The following is a 22,984-nucleotide window of genomic DNA, read 5'->3' as shown; positions in this document are numbered from 1 at the left end:
CCAAGCGCGCACAACAACTTAATTATACCGTTATTCGTTACCAGTAATTTTGGCATGACTACGAATAAACGCGATAACTTTCAACACATCATCCGGTTTCAAACCATCATCTGGCGCCATCAAACCAAAACCTTTAGCACCCATACCACCATTGGTACCATGCCAAATCGTTTCAAACATTCCTTTGTTGGTTGCATTTTTGGAATAACGGAAATTTTCACCAATCAAACCAGGACCAACTGCGCCTTCACCATGCCCACCGTGGCAAGCTACACAAGAATACAGGTTAAATCTTTTTTTACCCTCTTTAATCGCCTCTTCATTGCCGATGTAAGGATTTTTACCCGTTGCCAAAAACTCTTTTGCTGCTGGTGTATCAAACATTTTCACGTCAATTGTCAGCGGCTGACCATCTTGTGTTGCCACAAACTGAATCGCCTTGATGTCACCACCAGCATCCGCTGCAGCACCAGATTGACCACCGTTATTACAGGCTGCCAGCATTGCGGCGAGCAGTGTAGTTAAAAGCATACTTCTCATGATTACCCCCATCTTTCCTAAGATCCATGTTCTTTGAAATAAAACGGTTTTTAATTGTTTTTTATAATCAAACCGACTGCATTTATTGTGCCACAAAAACAAAAAACGGTCACCTCAGTGACCGTTTTTATTCGTAACGAATTACTCGTTACCTGTCATGCCTACGTTGCTATTGCTACGAATGAAAGCAATCACTTTCAGCACTTCATCTGGTTTGATACCATCATCTGGAGCCATCAAGCCAAAGCCTTTAGCACCCATACCACCGTTAGTACCGTGCCAGATAGTTTCAAACATACCCTTGTTCGTTGCGTTTTTCGCGTAACGGAAGTTTGAACCGATCAAGCCTGGACCTACTGCGCCTTCACCTTTACCACCGTGACAGGCCACGCAAGAGTACAGATTGAAAATCTTTTTGCCTTTTTTAATCGCTTCATCGTTACCGATGTAAGGGTTTTTACCTGTAGCTAAAAACTCTTTTGAAGCGTCTGTATCAAACATTGCTTTATCGATACTGATGGTTGAGCCGTCTTGAGTAGCTGAAAAAGTGATATCAGCCATCGCACCTGTGGCAAATGCCATCAAGGAAATCAACAATGCTGATTTAAATGTGTTGCCTAACATGTTTTCTCCTAATCCTAAACAAAATGAGCGACGTTAACATCAAGACCCAACCAACATTAACGTATGCTCATTTAACGAATCGTTCCAGAAACGGTTGACGAATATTTCCGAAATTAATTACAGAATATTTCACTTAGCCATCTCAAAACAAGGCCACGATTCTACTGCGTTTCTTTTACCTTGTCATTAGCAACTGCCTGTTTTTAAAACTTTTTCACTATGTGTGTTACTTTTTATACACACTGTCGCCTTCAACCACTGGCACCGTTGGAATACCGTAATCTTTCAGGATTGCATCGATCTTATCTTTGTTGCGCTCCAGAGCTTCGTTGATCATCTTGATGCGGTCTTTATCTTTCATGCGCACAGCTACAGAAATATTCCAGTATTCCTTACCTTTAAGATTCACCTTGTTGTATTCAGGAATCAGGCGTACTTCTAAAGGCACTTTAGAATGCTTGGCAAAATAGCCAGCAATTGGGCCCCACATCACAGCAACATCAATATCACCTTTCACCAGGTCATCAATAATGAAGCTGGTTGGCAAATTCAAATCACGCTGCAAGCGATAAGGGCGTGCATTGGTCATCAAATCGTAATCGTTCAAAGGAATCGTTGCCGGGCTTTTATCAACAATGCCGATAATGCCTTTTTTCAAATCCGGTGAATCCCAGTTGTTAATGTCATAGTTACTGTCTTTACGCCAAACGAACACATGGCCGGAACGATAGTAAGGTTTGGATGTTCTCAAACCATCAAAATCAGAAGTCATGCCGATAATCACATCACATCGCATGGCGTTGATCGTATTACGCAAGAAGCCCTGGCGATTATAGGCATATTGAAAGGTCAATTTTTTACCGAGATCATCTGCCAGTACCTTGGCAATCTTGTCTTCGAAGCCTTCCAGTTTGATATTGGAGTAAGGCATATTGTCCGGGTCTGAACAGACTTTAAATTCGGACTCATCCGCGACACGGCGCACTTCACCTATACGGCCTTCGTCCGGATTCAGAGAGGGGATGTCAATCTCTTCAGCAAACACCACACTTTGTGTGGCAAACATCATCGCAAACGCACCCAGAATATTCCATGTAATTCTCATTTTGACTTCATCCTTTTTTGTGATTGTTTCCTGTCGTTTTTGGAGCCTGGCTTCGCTCAAAAGTTCTACCAATCAACGACAAAGTGAATCATCTTAGCGTGAATGCGTTTTCATTTGTAGCCAAAACACATTTAATTTTATTGCGATACTTTTGAATCATGATATTCATGAAAAAAAACACCCTGCCGAAGCAGGGTGTTAGAGGAGTCAACGTATTACTACGTGTAACTTAAGACAAGCTCAAATTACAGTGAGAAAACGTTCAGTGCACCGCCGCCAGGAGCAGCGTTGTACTTAGTCAACTCTTTGTAACCACCAGCAGCACCCAGTGCGTCTGTGTCGTTGGTCATACCCAAGTTCATCGCAACACCAGCCCAACCGCCGATACCGGACAGTACGCCAACGTATTGTTTACCCTTGTTGCCGTATGTGAATGCATTACCAATCACGCCGGAACCAACTTGGAATTTCCACAGTTCTTTACCGTTTTGTGCATCAACAGCTTTGAACCAACGATCCAAAGTACCGTAGAACACGATGTTAGAAGCTGTAGTCAGAGCACCGCCCCATGCAGAGAATTTCTCTTTGTTGTACCAAACTTTTTTGTTGGTCATTGGGTCGTAAGCACCGAAACCACCCATTACGCCGTCAGGACCAGCAAACATAGTCAAAGTAGCACCAACCCATGGTTGACCAGCAACGTATTTAGACTCAACTGGCTCGTATGTCATACATACGTGGTTCAATGGCGTGTACACCAAACCAGTTTTTGGAGAGTAAGCAGCAGGCTGTTGGTCTTTAGTACCCAAAGCAGCTGGGCAAACACCCTTAGCGTTGTAGTCTTGGTGAGTAGAAGCAGTTGCCAATTTGTTTGGCACACCTGTTTTCAGGTCAACATCAGTTGCCCAGTTAACGAATGGGTGTACTTTTTCAGCTGCAACCAATGAACCGTTATGAGCGTTCCATGTGTAGATGAAACCGTTGCGGTCATGGTGCCATGCGTAAGTTTTGCCACCTTTGTCGAACAGGATTACTTCGTTAATACCATCGTAGTCCCACTCATCGTGTGGAGTCATTTGCATGCCCCATTTAGCCACACCAGTGTCCAAATCACGAGCGAAAATTGTCATAGACCATTTGTTGTCGCCTGGACGTACATCTGGGTTCCATACGGATGGGTTACCAGTACCGTAGTAAACCAGGTTTGTACGTGCATCATATGGCCACCAGCCCCATACGGAACCGCCACCATGTTGCCAGCCGTCTTTAACAGCTTGTGGTTTCAACCAAGTACGTGTACCCAGTTCTTTTTCACCAATTTTCAGGCTGTCGTTAGCCAATTTTTTGAAAGAACCACCTTGTTTGTTACCGCCGTTTACATCTTCGTAAACTGACAGAGCATTGTAGGATGGGTTTTCTTTGTTGAAGTCAGCACCGATCAATACTTCGCTGTCTGGACCTGTAGAGAATGCTTTCCATGCCAGAGAGCCGTCTTTCAGGTTGTATGCAGCGATAAAGCAACGTACGCCGAACTCAGCACCTGAGCAACCGGTCAATACTTTGTCTTTGATCACGTGTGGAGCGTTAGTGTTAGTTGCACCAACTTTTGGATCAGTGTTCTTAACGTCCCATACTTTAGCACCGGTTTTTGCATCTAAAGCAACCAACATACCGTCGTTTTGTTGCAGATAGATTTTGCCGTCGCCGTAGCCCAGACCACGAGAAACGTTGTCACAGCACAGAACTGCTTGAACGCTTGGGTCTTGTTTAGGGAAATAGGACCAAACGATTTTTTGATTGTCGTTCAGATCCAGAGCGTATACGTTGTTTGGGAAAGCTGTGTGAACGTACATCATGTTGCCCACAACCACTGGTGAACCTTCATGACCACGGTTTACACCAGTAGCGAATGTCCAAGCTGCTTTCAGGTTTTTAACGTTACCCTTGTTGATTTGTGCCAAGGCGCTGTAACCGTTGTTGTTGTGTTGACCACGTGGATGTGCCCAGTTGTTGGCATCTTTCAACGCGGCTTCTTGGTCAGCTGCTGCGAAAGCAACCAATGGCAATGCTGCTACCAGACCCAAGGCCAGTTTGATTTTGTTAACTTGCATATTGATCTCCAAAGTTAGAACTAAGGGTTTAATATTAAGTACACGTTAAATTCTGCCACCACTAGGATTGGCAAACCAAATCTCCCGCATACTTTTCACTCCAGAGACAAGGGAAAAACTCCTGAAACACCTTAGAATTTATCACTTGCCGCATGTGAGGATTGCAATATAGAACAATTTGTTTTCAATTGCAACAGTTTGGTTACAAATCGGTTACAAATATTTCGAAATATTTTTTGTTATTTTTAAGCAAGCTTGTCATAAAATAAATTACCATTAAAAATCATACAGTTAAGAAAATAATTTATGAGCGCCCTCTATCTTTATCCTGAATGCCAGCCGTTTACAAATACCCATATTGCAGTCAGCCCGTTACATTCAATCTATATTGAACAATGCGGCAACCCGCATGGCGTACCCGTTATTTTTCTACATGGCGGCCCTGGCAGCGGCTGCAATCCGGGACAAAGACGCTTTTTTGACCCTGCGCATTACCACATCATTTTGTTTGATCAACGCGGATGTGGTCGCAGCCTGCCAGTTGGGGAGACCATAGACAATACGACGCAAGACCTGGTGACAGATATAGAGGCGATACGCCAGCACTTGAATATTGATCGCTGGCATGTGTTTGGAGGCTCATGGGGGAGCACGCTGGCATTAGCCTATGCAAACGGCCATCCTGACACAGTGATCAGCCTGACTTTGCGCGGTATCTTTTTGAGCAGGCAGCATGAAATAGCCTGGTTTTTGGGCCAGGTAGCGCTTTTCTTCCCGGAGGCCTGGCAGACACTGCTGGCACCAGTGCCAGCCAGCCATCGGGAAAATGTCCTGGATTACTATGCCACACAAGTATTTGACGCTGACACGGCCATCAGCATTCCAGCAGCCATTCGCTGGAACGCGTTTGAATCCAGCATTATGAGCCTGATCCCTAAAGCGGATAGCACAGAAGTCAATGGCGCCGTCGAACTGGCACGGGCGCGTGTACAAATTCATTACATTCAACATTTATGCTTTGTCGATGGCGATCAAATGTTACAGGCAGCCGCTGAGCAACTGCGATCCATCCCGACAACCATTGTGCAAGGGCGTTATGATATGGTGTGTCCGCCACAAACTGCCTGGGAATTAAGCAAAGCACTGCCACACGCGACCTTGGTCATGGTGCCGGATGCCGGTCACTCAGCGATGGAAGCTGGTACGTGCCAGGCTTTATTGAATGCGACGGAACAATACAAGCAACTCAGCCCCTAACAATCATCCCCAATGAAAGCGGAGTGTATGCCTGCGTTATGGACGACATTACAAGCACAGTGGCGCGGCCTGAAGCAGCAATTATCAGCCTATAGCTACTGCACGCCGCTGTTCGTGATAAAAACAACCTGGCAAGGCGTAGCCAAGCACAGGTTAATGGGGCTTTCTGCCGCCCTCTCCTTTTACGCTTTGTTCGCACTGATTCCGCTGATCGTGCTGATTTTCTTTTTAATCAGCCACCTGGTGTATTCGTCTGATTACGCCATTGTGAAACTGGCCATTCTGACCAGCAATCTGCTGCCAGAATTCAGCCAGCGCATCATGATAGAAGTGTATGAAAATACGCGCACCAAAGCTGCCTGGGGTGCGGTTGGCTTTTTTGTGTTGCTGTGGACTATCACGCCACTGGCAACACATATGCGCGCCAGCTTTCACCTGATTGCCAGCCGCAATGACGTGCCTTCTTTCTGGCATAAAAAGTTACGCGATGTCGTCGCCGTGCTGGGTGTATTACTCGTGTTTTTCCTGTTTACCGCCGCCGGCTTTGTGCTGGAGTCTATTATTGTTTTCTTAGCCAACCATCTGCCATCCGCATCGATCAATGTGGTCGGCTCACTACTATCGCTTACTTTAACCACGCTATTGATTGCAGGTTTTTACCACACCTTTTGCCCGCTCAATGTGCACTGGCGCCACTTGCTGTTATCCGCCCTGCTCACCGCCACCTTGTGGATGCTGATGCGCCCGGCCTTTGGCTTGTTTTTAAGTGTGAATAAAAACTTTGGCGCCGTGTTCGGCAGCATGAAGGCCATGTTTGTCTCCATCAGCTGGCTTTATCTTAATTTTGCCGTGTTTCTGGTGGGCATAGAGTTAATGGTCACACTGAGGCAAAAAGACGTCTTGCTGCTGAAAGGCCTGTTTGAAGATATCCCCAACCAGCAACACTACTTGCAGGCGCTAATGGGCAAATACGGTAAAACCTATGCGCAAGGCAGTTATGTGCTGAAAGAGGGGGATACCAGCCATCACTACTATATGGTGGTCGATGGCAACTTGCATTTGACGCAACAACACACTGACGGCAGTGAGAAAATACTGCGTATCTTGCAGTACGGTGATTTTTTTGGTGACATCGCCCTGTTCTCGGCGCAACCCGTAACGGCCAGCGCAGTGGTCGTCTCGCCAGAAGCATCAGTGATTGAAATTTATGCCGACTGCATGGAGAACCTGTTGCAGGAAGACCCGCATATTGCCGTGCGCCTGCTAAAACAACTCTCCCATCATGCGCAGGTAAAGAACACATTTGTATCATCAAGCGCCGTATAAACAGCCCAGTGCCTGAATAAACAACATAGATCAGCCGCGTTTTGCGCTAAATCAAGTCACACAACCATTGCAGAATTGTAATATGTGTTACAAAATTGTAACTATCTTTGGAATTTTGCACCATGGCCATCCCACTTTCGCAAGAAATCAATACGCTGATACAACAGTTGAATCACGGACAATTTACTGCCGTCATTCAACGGGCACGCCCATTGGCGGCACAGCATCCGCGAGAGTTTGTCTTACACCACCTGCTGGCACTGGCGCTGGATCAGACCCAGCAGTACCCGGAGGCAGCAAGTGCATACGAAACAGCGTTGCAACTCAACCCGAAAGCCGCAGAACTGTGGTTTAACTATGCCATTGTACAAACCCAGCTTGATGCACTAGCCACCGCCGAACAGGCTTACCGCAAAGCCATTGCGCTGAATCCGCAGTTTTTTGAAGCGCATGGCAACCTAGGCACGGTGCTACAAAAACAGGGCAAACTAGATGAGGCGATGGCCAGTTACCAGCAGGGATTGCGCATCCAGCCACAAGATGCGCGCGGCCATTTCAACCTGGGCACGGTATTGCGTGACAAAGGGCAATTGCCGGCAGCCGTACAAAGTTATGAACGTGCCATCGCATTATTTCCCAACTACACTGACGCCTATAACAATCTCGGCGAAACCTGGCGCGACCAGGGCGACATGACCAAAGCGGTGCAACATTACCAGCAGGCACTACAACGCAATCCACAACACCCGGGTGCCAACTACAATATGGGCGAGTTTTTATACCTGACCAAGCGATTTGAAGAGGCGATTCCGCACTTTCAGGCCTCGCAATTGGATGACTGGCAATCCAGGGTACTTTACTGCTTATACCGTGCCGAGAAGTTCGAAGCGTTCAAGCAGTTACGCGATGACATTATTAAGCAAGGGCCACATACCGCACCGTTTATTGCGACACTCTCCACACATTACAGCCTCAACCACGACCAGGCGGACCCTTACCAGTTTTGTCCGGATGGCCTGTCGTTTGTTTATCACCGCAGCCTGCCAGAACTGGCACCGGGCAGCCCGTTACTAGCAGAATTACTGGCCAATATTGCCCAGGCCGATATCGCCGAGCGCAAGCAAGCGCGTCTGACCAATGGCAAACAGTCCGCCGGCAATTTATTCAAGCGCCCTGAAGCGGCCTTCAGGGCGCTGGGCGAGTTGGTTAAACGTGAGTTCCGCCATTACCAGGCCCAATTCAGCCAGGCTGATTGTGCCTTGATCACCCACTTCCCAGAATCACTGGAATTCACCAGCTCCTGGTACGTCAACATGCAAAAAGGCGGTCATCTGGATGCCCATATTCATGAAATTGGCTGGCTCAGTGGCGCCGTTTATCTCGCTATGCCAGAGACGGAAGATCCGCAGGAAGGTGCTTTTGAGTATGGCACACATGGCGACCAATACCCGCAATTACATGAAAATTTCCCAACGCGTTTTATCAAACCAGCCGTCGGCGATATTGTGTTATTTCCGTCATCGCTGTTTCACAGAACCATCCCCTTCCACGCAGAAGCAGAGCGCATTTGCGTGGCATTTGACTTGAAACCTGCCGCACACCTGCCAACCGCACGCAGCCAGTATTGAGCCAAGAGACATATCCAACGTTTATCACAGCCACGATGCTGTGACTGGCTTATCAAACTGATACAGAATTTATCAAAATTGCTGATTGTAGATTCCATGGCGCAAGGTATGATACTTGATGAGGAATGGCTATTTAAACCGGCACAGAAACAGGGGTTGCAACTGATGCAACCATCCGGAAAGATTGCACTGCAATACACCTCATCGCGTGTCACCTCAACCAACTCTGATGGAGTCAGCTCAATATGATTTCAGTGCGCCGGACATGCTTATTACTCCCCTTGCTCGGCATGGGTGCCAGCGGCCTGTCCCAGGCGGGGGCTGAGCAAGTCCGCGAAACCAAGAGTGAATTACTGTTTAACCTGGCGCTACTGAGCCAGATGCCCAACCGCCAGCCGCAAGACACTTATGCGATTTGTGCATTTGAAGAAGATATCGGCCATTTGAAGGCCACCGCGCTGGAATCGCAAAAATTACAGAATTTGCAGATATTTTTGGTCACGGTAAAAGCACCGACCGACGTCAAGCGCTGCAATCTGTTATATATTCAAGACTATGGCTCACAAAAGCCGCTAGAATTACAACAAATCATTCAGAAAGAATCCGTATTGACCGTGGTGTATAACGGTAATAAATTTTCTGAGTATGGGCATGTAGAAATCAATGAGCAGGATAAGCATTACCAGTTCGCCTTGCATCTGACCTCGGCAAAACAGGCCGGCATTGTATTTGACACGCGACTGATGAAACTGGCGACCAATATCATTAATTAATTTGAGTATGTTAAGACTATTACCTCACCTCAAAATTGCACACAAACTGCTGCTCACCGAACTGGTGATGACCTTAAGTATGTTGCTGGTGTTTATTGTCTTTGCGTTTGGTAGCCATTACCACAGCCTGCGCTCCCACCTGATTCGCGATATCCTGGTGCAAATGAATGTGGTGGCAAACTCGATCGGCCCCGCCGTCATGTTTGGCGAGGTAAGTTCAGCCGCCAAAACACTAGAGCCACTCACAGACAACCAGAATATCCGCAGTGTCGTCATTCTTAACCAGCAACAACAACCGCTGCAAAGCCTGCACCCACAGCACCCCCAAAGCCCAGCGGGCTGGCAATGGTTATATCCCTACTTTGGCGACATGGAAGTGCACACGCCGATTGTGGTCAATGAAAAAACCGTGGGCAGTTTGCATGCCACCATCAAACAAGAACAAATTGTCGATGTATTAATTGGCTTTGCCTGGTCGAATGCCATTGCCGTACTGGCGGCGGCCTTGGTCGGCTGCCTGATTATGTGGCGATTGAACCGCAATATTGTGGACCCGATTCATGCACTGCAAAGCTTTGTCAGCAAAATCACACGCAACCACCATTACGACCAGCGCATCAAGGTAAGCAGCGCCGATGAAATTGGCATGCTGAGCCATGATATTAACAATATGCTGGAAAGCATTCGCCAGCGTGATGCCCAGTTACAGGCCGAACTGGAACATCGCAAAGTTATTGAAGAAAAACTGCAGTTTTTAGCCCATTACGATAAAAACACCCAGCTGCTGAACCGCCATGCGTTTGAAGAAGCGATCACACGTAAAATCACTGCCACGCCAGATGACCGCAAACATATTTACCTGCTGCTGCTAGATCTGGATCGCTTCAAAATCGTCAATGATGCCTTTGGCCACAATACTGGCGACAAACTGCTGCAACAAGTGGCTCACAGGCTGCGCGGCAACATGTCGCAAGAAGACGCTATTTTCCGCCTGGGCGGTGACGAATTTGCCATATTGCTGGATGCGCCCGGACGCACGCTGATCGAGCAGGTCTGCAAACGCATTATCCAAACCATTTCTGCGCAGTTTATCGTCGACGACCATGAAATCCATATTGGTGTCAGCATCGGAATTGCGCTGTTACGGCCCGGTTTTGACTCGAAAACGGAAGTCATGAAAAATGCGGATGTGGCGCTTTATCAGGCCAAAGATGCCGGACGCAATACCTTCCGCTTTTACAGTGAGTCTGATGAGGCAAACACCTCCGAGTTGCGCAACCTGCGTGAAGAGTTGCACTTCGCCCAGCAGAACCAGGAGCTGGAGCTGTATTACCAGCCGATCATCCACACACAACTGCTGAAAACCATCGGTTTTGAAGCCCTGCTCAGATGGCGTCACCCGACCAAAGGCCTGCTGACGCCAGACCAGTTTATTCACCTGGCAGAAGGCTCCGGCCTCATCATCAGCATTGGCGCCTGGGTCATCCACCAGTCACTCAAGCAACTGGCAATGTGGCAGGAAATGTTCGACCGTGACTTATTCATGAACGTGAACATTTCCTCGCGCCAACTGGATGATGACAGTTTGTCGGATACCATCCGCCATGCGCTGGACTTTTACCATGTGTCACCACGCACGCTCAACCTGGAAATCACAGAGTCTATGGTGATGCGCAATATTGAGTCGGCCAAGCAAATTCTTTATTCACTCAAACAATTGGGCATAGGCATTGCCATCGACGACTTCGGCATTGGCCATTCGTCCATGAATTACCTCAAGCAATTACCGGTCGATATCCTCAAAATTGACAAGCAGTTTACGGCGGGCATCCCACAAGACAAAGTAGATATCGCCATTGTCGATGCCCTGGTTGCCCTGGCTGTCAGCCTTAATTTGAAAGTGGTTGCTGAAGGCGTAGAAAGCGCGATCCAGTTTGAATACCTGCAATACAAACTCTGCCACCATGTGCAGGGCTATTTATTTAGCGCCGCCTTGTCTGCCAGCCAGACCACAGCATTCATGGCCGAGTTTCCGGAAAGTATTCCGAGCGTTTTTCGTAAAATTGCAGGGTCAGAAGTCTAAAAAATACAGGCATCGACAGTCAAAAATAGTCGGATTTAGCCGTTATATAAAAATAAACAATAAAAAGCCATCAGGGAGATATATGCTACGTTTAAAACCATCTTACTTACTCATTGGCTTGCTATTCTCAGGCTACCAGTTATCCAGCCAGGCTGCCGGCTTTGCACTGTTTGAGCAAGGCGCGAGCGGCCTGGGCAACGCCTACGCCGGTGCTTCTGCCGTCGCCGAAGATGCGAGCACAATCTTCTTCAACCCGGCCGGGATGACTTATCTGGAAGGCCGTCAGATCGTCGGGGCCTTGCATGTGATCAAGACCAATGGCGACTTTGATGACAAGGCCAGTGAGCGCGCAGGTACGCGACCATTGGGGGGCGAGGGCGGTGAAATTGGCAGCCTGGCTGCCATTCCTAACTTTTACTATAAACAAGATATCAGCGATCAACTCAAAGTCGGCATTGGTGTAGGCACACCTTTTGGCTTAAAAACCGAATATGACAAAAACTGGCTAGGCCGTTTTCAGGCGATTAAATCAGAATTGAAAACGGTCAACATTAACCCATCATTAGCCTGGAAACTGAATGATCAGTGGTCATTTGGCTTTGGTGTCTCGGCCATGTGGGCACAGGCAGAACTCACCAGCGCAGTCAATTTAGGGGCGGCAGAGTCCTCGATTAACAACAAGGGCAAAGATTGGGGCTTCGGCTATAACTTGGGAGCGATTTATCAAGTCACACCTGATACGCGATTAGGTCTGGCATTTCGCTCAAAAGTAGAGCAACACTTAAAAGGTGATGCACGCTCACCTTTTACAACGTTAAACGGCATTCCTGGCCGGACCCTGAATACAGATATCACTGCGGATTTAACCTTACCAGAAACGCTGTCTTTCAGCAGTTTTAGTCGCCTGGATGAGCGCTGGGATTTACTAGCGGATGTGACCTGGACCCGCTGGAGCCAATTTAAGACGCTCACTATCATGCGTGATAATGGCTCCAACGCCATGCTGGGCTCTACCGAGGAGCATTGGAATAACACCTTACGCTATTCTGTAGGCGTCAACTATCGTTATACCGATACCTTAAAACTACGTACCGGTGTCGCCTATGATGAAGAGGCCATCGATAACAACCATAGAACCGCGCGCATTCCTGGCAATGACCGCATCTGGCTGTCTTTGGGTGCCAGCTGGCAATATAGTCCGCAGACTAAATTCGACGTGGGCTATGCGCATCTTTTCATTAAAGAAGCCAGAATTTACGATGACCAGCAAACACCTGCACCAGGTAAAGGTCTGATTGCTGGCAAATACGATGGCAGCGCTGATATTCTCAGCCTGCAACTCACACACCAGTTCTAAGCCCCTCCGGGCCTGGAAACTCCCTTATCCAGCCGTGATTGTTTATAGCATCACGGCTGGCTCGCATGGCATCTTACAAGCGCATATTTTACCTTGTAAGTTTCGTGTAAGCCGCTTGTCATTTAAACTTCATCTACCAGATTGAAAATGCCTGTCTTGAAACAACCCGAAACATCGCTTTTTAGGATAGAAGATGACCATAGCGCACTTTTTCAAACTGGCATTACTGCCGCTGGCGATTAGCCAGGCATTCGCAGCCCAGGCAGACCAATCCAGCACGACCTCACAAGAATCCCCTTCTTTGGTGTCACGTTTTATGAACGAGGACAACCCGTTCCGCATCAATTTCGACCTGGGTGATCATCCTTCCTACTTTCAGGTCTACGGTCTGGTCGATATCGGCCTGACGCATATCAATCACTCTTTGCCAGAGAACTATGAGTTAGCGAATAACTTTTATCCTTATTCGGGCGCAAAAAAAACCGACAGAACAACCTCCAGAACCAACTGGGTGAATGGTGGCTGGCAAGGTTCACGTCTGGGCTTTAAAGGCGAAGTCGCCAAGCTGCAAGCATGGGATCATGACTTTAAATTTATCTACCAACTGGAAGCTGGCTTTAATACGCTGGATATGAAATTGCATGATGCGGCACAAACGCTAGCAGATAACTCAGGTACCAACGCCAACTCCAGCGTCAGCGCGAACTCTTCCATGAACGGTGAATTGTTTACCCGCCAGGCTTGGGCAGGGATTGATGCGGGCTCATGGGGTAAATTGACCTATGGTACGCAGTACAACCCGTTTTTTGAGATCACAGTGACTTATGATCCTAACGGTAAGGCCGACAGTTTTTCACCATTGGGTGAAAGCGGCACTGTCGGTGGCGGTGGTGGCGTGTCTGAAAACTCACGCATGAAAAACTCTCTCAAATATGCGAACACTTACGAGCTGGAGAGCCATGACAAAATCAACTATGCTGTCATAAACCAATTCGGTAACTCAGCAGGCACCTCGCACGGCAATGGCTACACTACACAACTGGGCTACGAAAGCAGTGCATTCGGCGTGCAGTTGGCCTACGATAGATTCTTCGATTCAGTGAAGTCTGGGATTGCCGGAGCTGGCAATCCTTTGGCGAATGACACCATTGCGGTGTCACTGTATAACACGCAAGCTGTATTGCTCACTGGTAAATGGTTACCAACGAAAGATTTGAAAATCATCGGTGGTGTGGAATGGTATCAATTACAACCATCCTCCTCACGCTCGATTGATTATCACTCTATCTATGATCAAACCGTGTTTGGTGGCGTAGCTAACTCGGCATTGAAACCAGGCTACAAACAGGATAACTATGTATATTACCTGGGTGCCAACTTTGACTTTGCGCAACGCGTGCCTGCACTGGCTGGCCTGACAACGTCCATCGGCTATTACCTGACCAAGGCGGATGCTATTGACGGCCCTACCGTATCCACCAACTCGCAGGGTAAGATTGATACCTGGACGGCGATGGTGGACTATAAACTGAATAAGCGTTTCGATACTTATCTGGCTTATACCACCAACCACTTTTCAGGCGATAAATATCCAAGCGCCTCGAACTATACGAACGTGACCAGCTACGGTGCCGGTTTACGCATGAAGTTCTAAAGCCAGTGTTGAAATAAAAAAAGCTCAAGCATTATGCTTGAGCTTTTTTATGAGCACTACGCGGATCAGGCGTGATATTTGCGTCTGCGGGCCAGCAACCCCACCACGCCCAAACCCACCAGCAACATGCCATAAGACTCAGGCTCTGGCACCGGCGTTACCACCAGGCCGGTGATTTCTGTTGGCTTGAACATGCCTTTTACATTGACCTGGGTATTGGTGTTCCAGCTATTGGCAATGACGTTACCGTTGATCGCCGTAAAACCGCCAGTGATGTCCGCCAGTGGTGCCAGTATGGTGCCTGTTGCACCAGAACCAGTACTCAATGCCGTGGCTTCATAAAAGTTATAAACCACATTAAAGCCATAGCTGGCAAAGTCGGTGCCGGTGCCGCCATTAAAGGTCAAGCCACTGCCGGAAATATTCAGGATAATGGTTTGGCCTGCTGAAAAACCACTAAAGGTTGTATTGTTTCTGGAGTTGAAAAAACTGCCATCAATATCAAAAATCTGCGCACTGCTATTGTTGCTGGCAGTGAGTTGCAAGCCGCTATAGTTGTAAGTCGCTGTTCCAGTATTCACCAGGTTATTCAGGCTGGCAGACAGGTTGAGCAAATAAGTGCGCTCATTGGTGAAATTGATAGGATCGCTATCAGTATAAGCGCCAGTAAAACCAAAGCTGGAAGTGCTGGTAGTACCACCCACATCAATGTTACCGTTCTTCACGCTGCCGTTGTTATAGGTCAGATTGTTGCCAACCACCAGCGAATTACCAGCGACCGCTTTGTTGAGCTCATTCACCGCATAGCCAGTCACATTAAAGTTACCGCCCACGGCTACCGCACCTTCAACATCGCTATAGCTGCTTGTAAAGTTGTTAAACACGAATACATTAAACTGGCCAGCTACGCCAAAATCCAGCACATCGGCCGAGGCTGCCATGCTTTGCATTGCAAGTGTGGCAATAACCGCACTTTTGAACATCCAATTCATACATCACCCTTTGATAGTCAAATAATGATCATGATAATTAATCTTTCATGATCGTATAAGTGACTTATAACACTTTTACCTCTCGCATCAGATAGCCCATTCGGGTAAACCTAAGCCGTACGGCAGTCAACGTGGCTACCTGGTAATGGCAGCTTCGCGCGATTGCTGCACCAGCATTTGCTCAAATGCATCCGCTGGCACGGGGGGTGAATAGAAAAAACCTTGTGCGTAATCGCAATGAATATCCATCAGCAAGTCACGTTGTAGCGCTGTCTCTACGCCTTCAGCAATCACTTTCAGGCCGAGTTTATGTGCCATTACAATAATCGCTTCGCACAACACATAGCTTTCATTGCCCGCATTGAGATTACGCGTGAATGACTGGTCTATTTTGAGATAGTCGATATCGAACTTGCTCAGATAGGAGAGCGAAGAGTAGCCCGTGCCAAAGTCGTCAATCGCCACCTGAATGCCCATGTCTCTAAACTGTAATAAGCGCTCTTCGACCACCGGATCCGGATTGAGCAATAAGCCCTCGGTAATTTCCACGACGATACGCTTACCTTCTACGCCCATCGCGCGCAATGCATGCACCCAATCACTTTGCAAGTTGAGTTGCTCAACAAATTGCACCGGCGATTTATTGACACTAATGGCAAAGTCATCGCCCATCAAGGGTTGCCATTGCATGGCGTGTTGCGCAGCGCGATGAAAAATCCAGTCACCCATGGCAATAATGTCACCGGTTTCTTCTGCCACCGGGATAAACAATGCCGGGCTAATCAGGCCACGCTCAGGGTGCTGCCAGCGCATCAGTGCTTCTGCTTTGACGATTTTGCCATTATGCAAACTGACAATCGGCTGGTAATAATCACGCAATTCGCCATTGTCCAAAGCCATGCGTAAATCACGCGCCAAATTCACGCGTTGCGAGAGTGCCTCACGAATCGCCAATGAGAAGAAGCGCAGGCTATTACGTCCGCGGCTTTTTGCGTCGTACATAGCCTGGTCTGCGTGCTGTATTATTTCTTCGGCATGCAATGCGTCTTCAGGATATTGGCTAATGCCGATACTGACCGTGACAAACACGCGCTCACCGCCCAGAATATACGCCTTGGAAATCTCCTGCATCAGCTGATTACCCAAGCCTTGCAGATCGGCATGCAAGCCTTCTGGCACAATAATGGCAAACTCATCGCCGCCCAGCCTGGCCACGGTGGCTGGCAACGATACGCACTGGCGGATACGCTGGCCAACCTCCATCAATAGCTCGTCACCACGCCGATGACCAAGGCTGTCATTCACTTCCTTAAACCTGTCCAGATCCAGTAATAGCAGGCTCAACCGCTGTTGCCTTGTCGCAGCCGCAGCAATCGCCTCTTTGATTTGATGATGAAAATAGTGGCGGTTAGGCAGCTGGGTCAGGCTGTCATAATTCGCCTGCTGCCAGATCGCAGCTTCAGCCTGTTTTTTATCGGTAATATCAATATGCGTCCCGCGCATCATCGCAGGCTCACCCGCAGGCGTGCGTGAAATCAAGCGGCCACGATCCACAATCCAGATCCAATGTCCGGCTTTATGCTGCATGCGGATATCGCACTCATAAAACTCAATCTCTCCCTGTAAATGACGCGCTACCAGCGTCATGGAGGTTTGCCAGTCATCGGGGTGCGTTAAGCGTTTCGCTGTTTCAAGATTATGTGGCACCAGCTCTTCCAGGGTATAGCCAAGTATCTCTGCCCAGCGCTCATTAAACTGGAACATCCCCGTTTGTACATCCCACTCCCAGGTTCCGGCACGGGTGGCGTCAATAATGTTGGTGAGGCGCAAGCGCTCAAGCTCCAGCTCTTCGCGCTTGCTTTCTATTTCGGCGGTTTTTCTTTTCACGGCGACCCGCAACATGAAAATCAGCAACAGCAACGTTAAGCCGACCACCAGCAATAATGCTAATGTCAAAATCACCTGCTTGGAGTACACCCCGCGTTGCAGAGAACTGCCTTTCCATTTAGATTCCAGCGCCGTCATTTCAGCCGGACTAATGGCAGCGGCACCACGCTCAAGCAAGCGCAGTGTGCGCACATCGCCCTTTCTGACGGCGCGGTGAAATTGCCCTTGATACAAGGTAAACGCGCGCAGAATCTGGCTATCTGCATTCATGCGATACAGGTAATAATGCGCCGGGTAATCATCCATGCAGACGATTTTGACTTGCCCACTTAACGTGGCCTGGATGATTTCTTCATAATTGTTGTAGAGGCGAAACGATTTCACACCCGCTTCTTTTAATTTGAAGATGCAGCCATCGCCTTTTTGTACACCGACAGTAAATCCACTCAGCACCTCAGGGGATGCCAGACCGCTCAGACTTTCGTGCGCATAAATGCCCACCGGCAGCGTGGCATAAGCCTTGGTAAAGGTGTACCGTTGTTCGCGTTCGGCGTCGCGAAAAATCATCTCAATCACATCAGCATGCCCACTCAGCAATTGCTGCTGCGCCTGCTCCCAAGCGGTCGATACCAGCGTCACCTTCACGCCGGTTTTCTGCTCCCACAACTTCCAGAAATCAGCCACGATGCCTACCGTGTTACCGTTGGCATCCTTAAACAAATAAGGCGGGTAATTATCATCGCTAATCACAGTAATCGCCTCTGCCCGGGCATCGCGCGCAGGCAGGCTGAACAGCATAGCACTGTAACCCAGCAGGCAAAGCAAGGTCATGACGCGACGATAGAAGTGTCGTGTAAACATGGCTGCAAACTTATTCATGGGTAATCAGATCTAGACCCTGAGATTAGTTAAAAAGGCTGAGTCAAAAAAAGCTTAACAATACTATCGACAGAATAATACAAACATTTACGGCAATTGTCTTTTTGTACAACGTGATGCTGACGATATTTACCACAAAAATCTTTTTTCATTGGCACCAGATTGGTGCTTGCAGGAATACTGATCAATAAAAAAAGCGCAGGAAAACGCCTGCGCTTGTATCAACCCTGGCCTTTAATGCCCTCTAAACGTCTGGCGCTCCAGCCTTAATCTTGGCAATCCAGTCTTCTACCTGAATAAATCCGGCGTCTTGCGCTTTTTTGGCATCTTCGTCAGAAATCACATCCTGCACGAACTCCAGGCGCTTCCACTCCGCCAACGGCGTCTGGCACTCAGCCACAGGCACATAACGCGAGCTGCTATCACGGGTATAGCGGTGAATATAGCGCGGACAGTTTTGCCATAGCTCGGACAACGTCACTTTCACCACAAACTCGGCTTCTTGATACATGGCAAGCAAAGCAGGCTCATTAGACACGCTGCTCACGCCTTGCAAGCGAATACGGTGCGGGCGCTCGAACGAAATAAACAGCATGCCAATCTCTGCATTCTCGACCATATTGCCAACAGATAGCTGCATACCGTTGCCATCATAAATCGGGAAAATCAGCGTTTTGTCGTCGATCACGCGCACAAAACCGGCAAACCCACCTTTATATGACACGGTCGGTCGCCCGTTGTGGTCCACCGTGGATAAAAAGAACATATCCAGCGACTCTATAAATCCTTTGGCATCTTCATCAATCTCGGTCTTGCAGGCGATTTCTTCAATGCGGTCTGCCAGCTTTCTGGTGCCTTGCTGGTCCTGCACCTTGCGGTGTGTTTCTCCAAACAAACGACTCATATTTCCCCCTACGACTTTATTCAGTGGTTCTGTTCAATGATACGGTTTAAAAACACGTGACAACACTATGCTTAATGGCATGTTGGCTAAAGTCTGACCCAGACGGCACCATTGTAGGACGTCCATGCAATGCTGTCATTAAAACACCCGGATCAGGCGAAAACTCCACAACCGCTGTGTTTTTTCCGGATGATCCAGCGTCGACCAGGCGGTCCCCATCTGCAAAGTATAATACTGGCTGGCGTCGTAATGCACCTGCGGTGTAAGCCGATAACGCCAGGTGCCGCCAGTGCTGACTTCCTGATTAAGCTCCAGGCCTAGTGTCAACCGCGGTGAGACATCATAAAACACCGTATTGTTCAGCAAATAGTCTACTTGTGCACTGCGGTTAATATTGTGTACACGCAAGCCCAGCATACTTAACGACGACCACTGGTCTGCCCACTGCCGGGCATGGATATATGTCGCGTCAACAGACACAGCTTTGCTATGCTTGTTCACATCGACAAATGCTTGCCAGCCATTGGCCGTGCCTTGCGCATAGTCGACCCCCAGTGTTTGCTGGATCGCCACTTTGTAGCGTTCATGGCTGGCATCCTCAAACGGCAGCTCGACCTCCATCGCCAGGTCATCCGCCAGTCCATACTCCAACTCTGGTGCCCAGCTAAAATCACCGTTATAAGGGTTATAGTCACCTAGCGCATTGATCTCCATTTCTCCCTGCCTGACACCCAATGGACGCACCAAGTCATACACCATGGGTTCGGGAATCCTTAACAAGCGGTCACTGTGCGCTGCGTCAGGTTCAATAAACGCAGGCTCGGGCATGATTTCTGAAGCATTAAGCCGTGGGATGATGGCGAGGTGAAGCGACAAAACAACAACGGTATGAGCGCATTTCATTAATACATTTACGTCAATAAAAATACCATACTAACACGCTGGGCGCGTGTAACAAATGCTGGTTTACTTCCAGACGCTGTAAGTATTCCTGCCGCTATGCTTGGCCTGATAAAGTGCCATGTCGGCTTGCTTAAGCAATTGCTTTAAGGTGACATCGGATGCAGGATCATACAAAGTGAGTCCAATACTCAAATGCACGGCGATTTCCCTATCATTAATCAACATAGGTACATTGAAAATATCCCGCAATTTGGTCGCGACTCTGACCAACCCTTGCTCAGACATTTGGTCTTTGACCACAATCACAAACTCATCACCACCGAGCCGACTCACAGTATCCATATCGCGCATATTGGACTTCAACCTGGCCGCCACTGCTTTAATGACCTCATCGCCCACATCATGGCCATACTGGTCGTTAATGGCTTTAAAATGATCCACATCCAGTGCCATGAGGCCGAATCGCTTGTGATCGCGCTTGGCTTCTGAGTGTGCATAGTTCAAACGACTTTCAAGCAAGCGGCGATTCGGCAAACCGGTCAGGCTGTCCATGAGCGCCCCTTCCGACAAATAATAGCGCTCCTGGGCGAAGAAATAGGCAACACCGCCGACCAACAGGCTTAACAATACACTCAACACCATGCCAAGGCTGCGACTAGGCAGATGATGGCTATTTTTATTCTCGATGGCCCACTCCCATTTGCCATTGGGCACTTCGCTTTGCTGAATAAAAATGTTCTTTTGATCAAACAACGCCGCATCGCCATGAAACACGCGCTTCTGCTCTACCGTCCTGATTGCAAATGAAAACTGAGGATTTTGCACCGTCTGAAAAGCCGCCTGTAAAAAGCTATGGGTATCAATCACCGTCGACATAATGCCCCAGTAATGGCCATCGACAAAAATCGGGAAGCGATAAATCATGCCGTTACCACCCTGTATCAAATCCAGCGGGCCATCCAGCACTCCCTCATGAGACTCAATCGCCAGCTTCACTTTGGGCCATTGCGAGGCAACCTCACGATAATCGATACCGATGATCTGCTCATTGCCCTTTTCAGGATAGACATAAGTCAGTTTGTAATTCACGGCCACTGCCAGGTTCCTGACATGATGGGCGTTGGACCAGAGGTCGGCTAAGATCGCCTGCATCTTGTCCTGCTTCAGCTCATTGCGATAGACCTTGATAAAACTGGACAGGCCATTAGAAATAAATAGCAGGGAATTTAATTCGCGATCCAGCTCAGCGCGCAGCAAACTGCCATAAGAGGCTGCCTCCAGATAGGCTTCCCCCTCTGCTTTCTGGCGTTGGTAATCCAGCAGAAAATGCCAAAACAAAAAAGCCAACATTGCCGCAAATGCTGCAATCAGTTGGCTTTTAAATGTTTGGCTAAGTTTTGGGCGCACTGGCTCATTTCACAAAAGGTTCCATGTTGCATTCTACGCCAGGCGCATGCCACTCTTTTTGAGAAAGAACAACAGGTTTACTCTTTAATCATTCAAAATGATTCACGCGATCACTATCTCCTCGAAAAGTGTTATCACGCAGCTGATCGTACGTTAAAGATCAACGAAACCAATCGCAAACGCCATCATAATCAACACAGCGATCAACACAGTCAGCGCACGGCCTGGATCCATGCCCCAACTCACGCGGTAGAAACCGGTACGAAAAGCATGGATTAAAGCGAGCGTGAAAATCACTATCAGCAGCGTACCCAGCATGTCGTTCTCCTGCAATCCAACGCTTACTGACAGCACATGCAGTCAGCAAAGACATATTGAATGGTTGAAGCGAGAAATAGTTAACTCTATTGCCAGCTTCATTATGCAGCATGGCATCAGGAAAAACGACGAGATTTATACTGAATTTTTTGTAGGAATGCGCCTGCGTGCTCAATGATTAACTACTGGCAATCAACGTACGTAGAATTTTTTAAAGTGGCTCCATGCATCGCTTACCCTCCAGAAAATGTGAGTAACAGCAATGCCAACAGTAATAAACCAAAGCCGCCGCTTGGAAAATAGCCCCAGTTTGCACTATGCGGCCAGGCTGGCAAGGCGCCAATCAGTGCCACAACGAGGATAACAATCAGGACAGTGCTGAACATCATACGCTCCAGTCATTGATTCAAACCGGCCTCAACAGCAGGCCTGAATACCGAGATTCAGAATATAAAAATTAAGAATACCCAGGCTAAGTAATACTCAAGATGAGTAAGGCTTCATCATGCCGTCATGGCGATACGCTGACCATGACACTGCGGCTGAAATTGCTGTAGGAATGAATAAGGCACGTTTTTTTGCATCCTTGATATAGCTTGTTTTTCCTACAACAAGTACATCTGGCGCTGATAAAGACAATTGCTTTATTTCTGTAGACTCTTTGCACATCATGCAATGGGGTGAATGACATGGATACAGAGGCGTTCAGCTTAAGCGTTCCCTTGTGGGAGATTGTGATTCGAGGATCCATCGTCTATTGGTTCCTGTTTCTTATCTTCAGATCCATCTTGCGCCGGGATATGGGCAGCGTCGGTGTCGGTGATTTCTTATTTGTGGTCATTGTGGCCGATGCCTCTCAAAACGCGATGAGCGGGGATGCTAAATCGATCATGGACGGCCTGGTGCTGATCAGCGTATTGGTTTGCTGGAATATCTTGATTGACTGGCTCAGCTACAAAAATCAATGGATCAGACGCGTGATGGAAGCACCACCATTGGTGCTGGTTCGTAACGGAGTGCTGCAAACACGTGCCATGCGTCGCGAATTTATTACCAAAGACGATATCCTGGCCAAGCTACGTGAAGATGGCATTGCGCATATTTCAGCAGTCAAACAAATACAATTAGAGTCAGATGGTCAGCTCAGTATTATTCACGACGATAAGTAACAATGACATTCTTCAGATTAACGTTTATTCTCGCGTTGTAAAAGTAACGCAGCTTCATGCGTCTCTC

General features: G+C 48.1%; 19 protein-coding genes. 8 read left to right on the top strand and 11 right to left on the bottom strand.

The window, feature by feature from the left end:
• Window positions 1–30 precede the first annotated feature (30 nt).
• From OH31_RS09545 to OH31_RS09530, 4 genes are all read right to left on the bottom strand, one after another.
• Window positions 31–504, bottom strand: a complete 474-nt coding sequence (locus OH31_RS09545) for a c-type cytochrome (RefSeq protein WP_024930537.1) — start codon at window positions 502–504, stop codon at window positions 31–33.
• A gap of 177 nt (window positions 505–681) precedes the next feature.
• Entirely contained in the window at window positions 682–1,164 is a 483-nt protein-coding gene (locus tag OH31_RS09540; RefSeq protein WP_024930536.1) for a cytochrome c, read from the bottom strand.
• A 226-nt stretch (window positions 1,165–1,390) separates the two neighbouring features.
• Window positions 1,391–2,269 (bottom strand): quinoprotein dehydrogenase-associated putative ABC transporter substrate-binding protein, encoded by an 879-nt coding sequence (locus tag OH31_RS09535; RefSeq protein WP_019883531.1) that lies wholly within the window; start codon window positions 2,267–2,269, stop codon window positions 1,391–1,393.
• Window positions 2,270–2,514: 245 nt separating this feature from the next.
• A complete protein-coding gene (locus tag OH31_RS09530) occupies window positions 2,515–4,380 on the bottom strand; it encodes a PQQ-dependent dehydrogenase, methanol/ethanol family (protein ID WP_019883532.1) in 1,866 nt (621 codons plus the stop codon).
• Window positions 4,381–4,686: 306 nt separating this feature from the next.
• Between OH31_RS09530 and pip the strand changes: the two genes are divergently transcribed.
• The 7 genes from pip to OH31_RS09490 all read left to right on the top strand — a co-directional run bounded on the left by pip (window position 4,687) and on the right by OH31_RS09490 (window position 14,458).
• The gene (pip, locus tag OH31_RS09525; protein WP_024930535.1) at window positions 4,687–5,637 is read left to right on the top strand and encodes a prolyl aminopeptidase; all 951 of its coding nucleotides are present in this window, start codon (window positions 4,687–4,689) and stop codon (window positions 5,635–5,637) included.
• A 27-nt stretch (window positions 5,638–5,664) separates the two neighbouring features.
• Window positions 5,665–6,963, top strand: coding sequence for a YhjD/YihY/BrkB family envelope integrity protein (locus OH31_RS09520; protein ID WP_242402250.1), 1,299 nt, complete (start codon window positions 5,665–5,667; stop codon window positions 6,961–6,963).
• A gap of 122 nt (window positions 6,964–7,085) precedes the next feature.
• Window positions 7,086–8,591 carry a tetratricopeptide repeat protein gene (locus OH31_RS09515; RefSeq protein ID WP_024930533.1) on the top strand — a complete coding sequence of 502 codons (1,506 nt, stop codon included), beginning with the start codon at window positions 7,086–7,088 and terminating at the stop codon, window positions 8,589–8,591.
• Window positions 8,592–8,836: 245 nt separating this feature from the next.
• Window positions 8,837–9,364 (top strand): YfiR family protein, encoded by a 528-nt coding sequence (locus OH31_RS09505; protein WP_019883538.1) that lies wholly within the window; start codon window positions 8,837–8,839, stop codon window positions 9,362–9,364.
• 7 nt (window positions 9,365–9,371) lie between these two features.
• Window positions 9,372–11,447, top strand: coding sequence for an EAL domain-containing protein (locus OH31_RS09500; RefSeq protein ID WP_024930532.1), 2,076 nt, complete (start codon window positions 9,372–9,374; stop codon window positions 11,445–11,447).
• An 82-nt stretch (window positions 11,448–11,529) separates the two neighbouring features.
• Window positions 11,530–12,804, top strand: a complete 1,275-nt coding sequence (locus tag OH31_RS09495) for an OmpP1/FadL family transporter (RefSeq protein ID WP_024930531.1) — start codon at window positions 11,530–11,532, stop codon at window positions 12,802–12,804.
• Between the two features lie 193 nt (window positions 12,805–12,997).
• Window positions 12,998–14,458: a porin gene (locus tag OH31_RS09490; protein ID WP_024930530.1), complete on the top strand. Its 1,461-nt coding sequence runs from the start codon at window positions 12,998–13,000 to the stop codon at window positions 14,456–14,458.
• 65 nt (window positions 14,459–14,523) lie between these two features.
• On the opposite strand, the gene OH31_RS09485 is transcribed toward OH31_RS09490, so the two are convergent.
• The 7 genes from OH31_RS09485 to OH31_RS14795 form a co-directional block, all read right to left on the bottom strand.
• Window positions 14,524–15,450, bottom strand: a complete 927-nt coding sequence (locus OH31_RS09485; RefSeq protein WP_242402249.1) for a choice-of-anchor A family protein — start codon at window positions 15,448–15,450, stop codon at window positions 14,524–14,526.
• A gap of 135 nt (window positions 15,451–15,585) precedes the next feature.
• Window positions 15,586–18,216, bottom strand: a complete 2,631-nt coding sequence (locus OH31_RS09480; RefSeq protein ID WP_242402248.1) for an EAL domain-containing protein — start codon at window positions 18,214–18,216, stop codon at window positions 15,586–15,588.
• Between the two features lie 244 nt (window positions 18,217–18,460).
• Window positions 18,461–19,120, bottom strand: coding sequence for a pyridoxamine 5'-phosphate oxidase family protein (locus OH31_RS09475; RefSeq protein ID WP_024930527.1), 660 nt, complete (start codon window positions 19,118–19,120; stop codon window positions 18,461–18,463).
• Window positions 19,121–19,258: 138 nt separating this feature from the next.
• A complete protein-coding gene (locus tag OH31_RS09470) occupies window positions 19,259–19,948 on the bottom strand; it encodes a hypothetical protein (RefSeq protein ID WP_024930526.1) in 690 nt (229 codons plus the stop codon).
• A gap of 138 nt (window positions 19,949–20,086) precedes the next feature.
• Window positions 20,087–21,373, bottom strand: a complete 1,287-nt coding sequence (locus OH31_RS09465; protein WP_242402247.1) for a diguanylate cyclase domain-containing protein — start codon at window positions 21,371–21,373, stop codon at window positions 20,087–20,089.
• 210 nt (window positions 21,374–21,583) lie between these two features.
• On the bottom strand, window positions 21,584–21,748 hold the full coding sequence (locus OH31_RS14800; RefSeq protein WP_019883549.1) for a DUF3309 family protein: 165 nt from the start codon (window positions 21,746–21,748) through the stop codon (window positions 21,584–21,586).
• 233 nt (window positions 21,749–21,981) lie between these two features.
• Window positions 21,982–22,134, bottom strand: a complete 153-nt coding sequence (locus OH31_RS14795; RefSeq protein ID WP_081755147.1) for a DUF3309 domain-containing protein — start codon at window positions 22,132–22,134, stop codon at window positions 21,982–21,984.
• A 303-nt stretch (window positions 22,135–22,437) separates the two neighbouring features.
• Between OH31_RS14795 and OH31_RS09450 the strand changes: the two genes are divergently transcribed.
• Window positions 22,438–22,917 carry a DUF421 domain-containing protein gene (locus OH31_RS09450; protein ID WP_242402246.1) on the top strand — a complete coding sequence of 160 codons (480 nt, stop codon included), beginning with the start codon at window positions 22,438–22,440 and terminating at the stop codon, window positions 22,915–22,917.
• The last annotated feature ends 67 nt before the right edge of the window (window positions 22,918–22,984 follow it).

Source organism: Methylophilus sp. OH31 (genome assembly GCF_000576615.1).
Taxonomy (GTDB): Bacteria; Pseudomonadota; Gammaproteobacteria; order Burkholderiales; family Methylophilaceae; genus Methylophilus.
This window is presented reverse-complemented; position numbering and strand designations above follow the sequence as displayed.

What these genes read in the sequence shown, in the direction of transcription:
- OH31_RS09545 (WP_024930537.1), bottom strand. Translation starts at nt 504, where the DNA reads ATGCTGGCAGCCTGTAATAACGGTGGTCAATCTGGTGCTGCAGCGGAT.
- OH31_RS09540 (WP_024930536.1), bottom strand. Translation starts at nt 1,164, where the DNA reads ATGTTAGGCAACACATTTAAATCAGCATTGTTGATTTCCTTGATGGCA.
- OH31_RS09535 (WP_019883531.1), bottom strand. Translation starts at nt 2,269, where the DNA reads ATGAGAATTACATGGAATATTCTGGGTGCGTTTGCGATGATGTTTGCC.
- OH31_RS09530 (WP_019883532.1), bottom strand. Translation starts at nt 4,380, where the DNA reads ATGCAAGTTAACAAAATCAAACTGGCCTTGGGTCTGGTAGCAGCATTG.
- pip (WP_024930535.1), top strand. Translation starts at nt 4,687, where the DNA reads ATGAGCGCCCTCTATCTTTATCCTGAATGCCAGCCGTTTACAAATACC.
- OH31_RS09520 (WP_242402250.1), top strand. Translation starts at nt 5,665, where the DNA reads ATGCCTGCGTTATGGACGACATTACAAGCACAGTGGCGCGGCCTGAAG.
- OH31_RS09515 (WP_024930533.1), top strand. Translation starts at nt 7,086, where the DNA reads ATGGCCATCCCACTTTCGCAAGAAATCAATACGCTGATACAACAGTTG.
- OH31_RS09505 (WP_019883538.1), top strand. Translation starts at nt 8,837, where the DNA reads ATGATTTCAGTGCGCCGGACATGCTTATTACTCCCCTTGCTCGGCATG.
- OH31_RS09500 (WP_024930532.1), top strand. Translation starts at nt 9,372, where the DNA reads ATGTTAAGACTATTACCTCACCTCAAAATTGCACACAAACTGCTGCTC.
- OH31_RS09495 (WP_024930531.1), top strand. Translation starts at nt 11,530, where the DNA reads ATGCTACGTTTAAAACCATCTTACTTACTCATTGGCTTGCTATTCTCA.
- OH31_RS09490 (WP_024930530.1), top strand. Translation starts at nt 12,998, where the DNA reads ATGACCATAGCGCACTTTTTCAAACTGGCATTACTGCCGCTGGCGATT.
- OH31_RS09485 (WP_242402249.1), bottom strand. Translation starts at nt 15,450, where the DNA reads ATGAATTGGATGTTCAAAAGTGCGGTTATTGCCACACTTGCAATGCAA.
- OH31_RS09480 (WP_242402248.1), bottom strand. Translation starts at nt 18,216, where the DNA reads ATGAATAAGTTTGCAGCCATGTTTACACGACACTTCTATCGTCGCGTC.
- OH31_RS09475 (WP_024930527.1), bottom strand. Translation starts at nt 19,120, where the DNA reads ATGAGTCGTTTGTTTGGAGAAACACACCGCAAGGTGCAGGACCAGCAA.
- OH31_RS09470 (WP_024930526.1), bottom strand. Translation starts at nt 19,948, where the DNA reads ATGCCCGAGCCTGCGTTTATTGAACCTGACGCAGCGCACAGTGACCGC.
- OH31_RS09465 (WP_242402247.1), bottom strand. Translation starts at nt 21,373, where the DNA reads ATGTTGGCTTTTTTGTTTTGGCATTTTCTGCTGGATTACCAACGCCAG.
- OH31_RS14800 (WP_019883549.1), bottom strand. Translation starts at nt 21,748, where the DNA reads ATGCTGGGTACGCTGCTGATAGTGATTTTCACGCTCGCTTTAATCCAT.
- OH31_RS14795 (WP_081755147.1), bottom strand. Translation starts at nt 22,134, where the DNA reads ATGTTCAGCACTGTCCTGATTGTTATCCTCGTTGTGGCACTGATTGGC.
- OH31_RS09450 (WP_242402246.1), top strand. Translation starts at nt 22,438, where the DNA reads ATGGATACAGAGGCGTTCAGCTTAAGCGTTCCCTTGTGGGAGATTGTG.